Origin of the sequence: Photobacterium japonica (assembly GCF_050337005.1) — a bacterium.
GTDB lineage: Bacteria > Pseudomonadota > Gammaproteobacteria > Enterobacterales > Vibrionaceae > Photobacterium > Photobacterium japonica.
This window is the reverse complement of record NZ_JAKJSN010000118.1, coordinates 1-2,950: the sequence shown is the minus strand read 5'-3', so window position 1 is coordinate 2,950 and position 2,950 is coordinate 1. Positions and strand designations below refer to the sequence as shown.

At 38.7% G+C, this 2,950-nt stretch carries 5 protein-coding genes; all 5 read left to right on the top strand.

What is annotated here, in order from left to right; translation table 11 throughout:
• Positions 1-374: 374 nt before the first annotated feature.
• The gene (locus L4C36_RS23545) at positions 375-869 is read left to right on the top strand and encodes an SMI1/KNR4 family protein (RefSeq protein WP_428480194.1); all 495 of its coding nucleotides are present in this window, start codon (positions 375-377) and stop codon (positions 867-869) included.
• A 3-nt stretch (positions 870-872) separates the two neighbouring features.
• Positions 873-1,268 carry a hypothetical protein gene (locus L4C36_RS23540; RefSeq protein WP_428480193.1) on the top strand — a complete coding sequence of 132 codons (396 nt, stop codon included), beginning with the start codon at positions 873-875 and terminating at the stop codon, positions 1,266-1,268.
• Between the two features lie 100 nt (positions 1,269-1,368).
• Entirely contained in the window at positions 1,369-1,725 is a 357-nt protein-coding gene (locus L4C36_RS23535) for a DUF6547 family protein (protein WP_428480192.1), read from the top strand.
• Between the two features lie 570 nt (positions 1,726-2,295).
• Positions 2,296-2,481, top strand: coding sequence for a hypothetical protein (locus L4C36_RS23530; protein WP_428480191.1), 186 nt, complete (start codon positions 2,296-2,298; stop codon positions 2,479-2,481).
• Between the two features lie 265 nt (positions 2,482-2,746).
• On the top strand, positions 2,747-2,950 hold a 204-nt coding region (locus tag L4C36_RS23525), incomplete at its 3' end, for a transposase family protein (protein ID WP_428480083.1).

The following is a 2,950-nucleotide window of genomic DNA, read 5'->3' as shown; positions in this document are numbered from 1 at the left end:
CTTGATTGGGAATAATTCCCCGTTACACGGAAAACATGCATAAATGAGAAATGGGCCGAAAGGCCCGTTTTTTTGTGCCTGAATTTTGTGTTGTGTCATCAATTGATCATTTTAATAAATAAGATATTTTTTGGGTTGATGAGGCCATCAATTTCATGTGTGTGCACTTTATTGTGAAATGAAATGAAATGAAATGAAATGAAATGGATGGTAAAAATGTAGAATGTGAATTATGGAATGATTCTACATTTCTTCAATGCGGCTATTTAATATGTGATATCTATCAATATGTTATGGGTGGTTTTACTATATGATAGCGGTGATATATGGAATTGTAATGTAGAACAATTCCATATGTGAGGTTGTTAACCGCTATGAATCAACAGTTACCTTTTAGATTGATTGAAGTAATGAAAACAGATGAGCTAAAGAGAACTGTTGGTTCATGGCAGCTTAAGCGAGAGGTCGATTACTATGGAAATGAGCTAGAAACTGAACTTTCCGAGGTTTGCTGTTGCGTAGAAGATATTCAGAGCGTAACCAAACAGTTATCGCAAGATTTCGTTCCTGATGGTTACTATGGCTCTGACAATTTTGCTGACTATCCCGGTGCAATACGAGATATAACCGAGTTTGGTGATATCGTTTGTTTTGCATTTTCAGCTGATGGTGCGCCATTTTGTCTGGATTATAGGAACAACAGAAAAGAACCAACTGTAATATGGTGGGATGATATTTGTTGGCGTTTAATTGCTCCAAATTTTAGCGCTTTCTCGATCTGTTTGATTTTCGCAGTTAACAAAGGTCTCAAGGTGATGCTGGACTTGAACCAGTTTTACCGGACACGTATTGAAGATCTCAGGAGGTAGGCGTTGAGTTTCCACATTAATGGAGTTGAGCCAGATATAGCTGGGAAACAGTGCCAAGAATTTTACTTAATTCAACAGCAAGAAGGCGAAAACATAACAGATCCTGCGAATGTTGCGTATTTCAAATTTGAAAACCGATGGCTAAAGCTCCACTTTGACGGTGAAAGCATATTTTGGAGAACTGGAGAGTTGCCTTCTGAGCCTGTGAACAGTTGCCTATCAACTTGTTTGGTTCTATTAAATTTAAATGAGTTTGAAGGTGTTGTAGGCAGTACTCTCAAAGAGGTTACATATGACAGCAACAATGAAGTTGTTTTTGCTAACTTTGAATTCACCAGTGGAAAAGTTCTTAAATTTCAGCATTATGGTCACGATGATTATACATCTATCAACTGCTAACAAGGCCATAACGTCGGATTCGTAACAGCTTGCTCGGTTCTACTTCGTTACACATATTACTCACCGCTTATGGCGGCGGTACATTCCTAAGGTAGTTAATGTGAGAAATATCGACATTTTTGGTCAGTTGATAGCCAAAGACCTGAGGGATTCAGCATTAGAACGATGTCTTGATATTCTTCAGGAGAAAGTTAAGTCTAAAGATTGTTTAGATATCCACAATGGATTGTCAGATTTATCGGATGAGCAACTATCTGTTGTAAGGCGTTTAGTAACCCATTGTATCGATACAGGTATTCATGATTTTCTTTTCGCAGTTGATGAGCTTCAAGATGAGATGCCTGTATCCGTAAATGCTGAAGAGATTGCTAAGGAATCAGATGGTCTACAAGGTGAAATTTTCACCGATGATGGATGGTTTGCAAAATATAGCAAATATGGTGAGTCCGGAATATAACCAGATTCTGGAGGTAGACAAAAACAGCAGCGCGATTTTTGTCTGTTTAAGTATTGGTGATTAAGGTGGCAGTTTTTAGTAAAGTATCTGTTTTGGCCCCTTAAAACGACGTTATATTGCCAAGGATAGTCATGGGTCAATCAAATAGATTTTCAAGTAACTCAGCAGGGGGGTGTTTTGGAGTTAGGTATTCCATCAGACGAATTAGACAGCCTATCGCTTGTGGCATGTGAACATGCTATTGAATGTGTTAGTAAGATATTTTCCGGCTCATATCGTTTTTGGGGGGGCGATGGTTTTGTAATCTTACCTGATGGCACAATTCAACCTTCAATAAATGATATAATGGACTGTTCTTACGAACAACCRAAACTYGATGTTGTTATTAATGCAATTAATGGCATTTCATCTGAACTCACTCATTTAGAGTTTTGTTTCGAGGCGATATAACAAGGCTATAAACGAGACGCTTCGTCAATACGGCAGATTCTCAAAGTGTTGTGAATATAAAGGATTAAACGGTTTTGGGCGGTTTGGTAAGCGCCTGTTATTGCAACGTTAGGTGTGAGTATGGTTGAGTATGAACAATTGCTAAAATATGCGAAAGACGAGGACGATTATCCGGTATCACTTTACTTAGCTAAGATTGGCATGACTGTTAATTGGAAAGGAAATGTTCCTGATGAAATTTTGTATATCCCAGAGAGTATTTTCCAATCAGTAGCTCGTGGATTTATCGAAAAAATTGGTTTTTAAGGTTATTATAGTACAACCATCCTTGATAGCTCGCACGTTGAATTTCTTTGTGATTGCGGGGAAACTAGCAAACTCTCAGAGCAATACAAAGTTACATTAGCTGTAATTAAGCGTTTCGTTGAATTAGGTGTCAATAAATTAAGTAGCCACTATCTAGCTTTTGAGGGACCCAGGGCAAGATCATGAATATTTTTTGCCCAATTCCAGATCAAAATTGACCTGACGAGTCGACTGTGATCTTATGCTCCTCTTTTGAGGAGTGGCCATGAATTTAGATACCATCAAAGAGCATTTCAGCATCATCCGTGACGAGCGACAAAGCGCGAAAGTGGATTACCCACTGTTCGATATTTTGTTTGGCTCAATCTGCGCTGTAATAGCCGGAGGCCAAGGCTGGACCGACATTCGTGAATACGTTCTTGGCCACCATGAGTGGTTTCTTAAACAGGGCCTTTTTGAGAAAGGAGTA

Bases quoted from the DNA above. Each gene is read 5' to 3' on its own strand.
- L4C36_RS23545 (WP_428480194.1), top strand. From the start codon at position 375: ATGAATCAACAGTTACCTTTTAGATTGATTGAAGTAATGAAAACAGAT.
- L4C36_RS23530 (WP_428480191.1), top strand. From the start codon at position 2,296: ATGGTTGAGTATGAACAATTGCTAAAATATGCGAAAGACGAGGACGAT.